The sequence below is a fragment of the Mesorhizobium sp. CNPSo 4684 genome (assembly GCF_057784315.1).
In genome coordinates this window covers 1-1146 of record NZ_JBWLUX010000088.1, presented here as the reverse complement: position 1 = coordinate 1146, position 1146 = coordinate 1, and the positions used below count along the sequence as shown (strand labels likewise).

1 protein-coding gene is annotated in these 1146 nt (G+C 61.7%); it reads right to left on the bottom strand.

What is annotated here, in order from left to right; translation table 11 throughout:
- The coding region (locus tag AC04SG_RS32790) for an ISAs1 family transposase (RefSeq protein WP_488554393.1) at positions 1-1146 on the bottom strand (1146 nt) is incomplete at both ends.

The window sequence follows — 1146 nt, the reverse complement described above, 5'->3', positions numbered from 1 at the left end:
CAGTTTGCCCTTCGCATCTTGCTGGCGATAGGTTTGTCGAGCGGATGGGCAGCCAAGATGTTTTGCGCGAGCCTTCGGATGACAGCCAAGTTTTGTGGAGCGTTATCCTTTCGGGTGCGGGCGTCATCTTCATGGAAGACGACATCGAGGCTCCAGTGCAACTGGTTCTCGATCGTCCAGTGGGCACGTACGGTCTGGGCCAGCTTCCTGGGCGTCAGCAGCTTGGAGAGCACGATGTAGCGGACCGACGTAGCCGTCTTGTCGTCGGCCGTGCGCAGGGCCTCGATGCGGCCGATGGCCTTGAGGCCGGGGAACACGGGCAGATCCTTGAGTTTGGCAAGCGGCAAGATGCTGGCTCGACGCACTTCAGTGCGGCCGTGAGCCGTATCGCGCGTCTCGAAGCAGGCGATCTCGCCTGCCGCGGCAAAGTTTTTCTCAGCCGCGGCAAACAGACGGCCACGGTTGGCCTTCAGACCGAGAGCGTAATGCGCCTTCTGCGCAATCAACGCCTCGGCCGTGTCGGGACGGCAATGCAGGGCGTCGGCGGTGACCGTGCAGCCCTTGAGGTCCAAGCTCTTCAGCAGCGCCAGCGTCGCACCAACCTCGTCGGAGCCCAGCGCCCGCGTTGCCGCAATCGCCAGCCTCGTCTCGGCATCCCAGGCACTGACCATCAGCGGCGGCATGAAGGCACGCCCCTTCTCATAGCCGCGCCTGAGCGCCTTGCCGTCGATGGCCACCACGCCACGCGGCGAGCCAAGCCCAAGTTCGCGCCGCAATGCCGACATGAAGGCGCTCAGCACGCTCGACAATTCCTGCGGATCAAGAAGCCGGAACACCCGGCTGAAGGTGTCGTGGCTCGGACATCCATGCTTCAGGTCGACGATCTCTTTCAGCTCGTCTTCCCGCCCCTCCACGAATTCAGCAATGTCCACACAGCTTTTGGCACCGCACAGCGTCGCTGCAAGCGCCAGGAACAGAAGCTCCGCAAGATTATGCCGCGCATTGATATCGCGCGGATCTCGAACCTCTCGCAGGATAGACATAATCAACGGCACCGCGGCCTCCTCTGTAGCGAGAAAGCCTCTCAAGAATCCCTCTTTTCCTACTTGGCAAGAGCCAATCAACTTATCTGCGATTCCCCTGCCC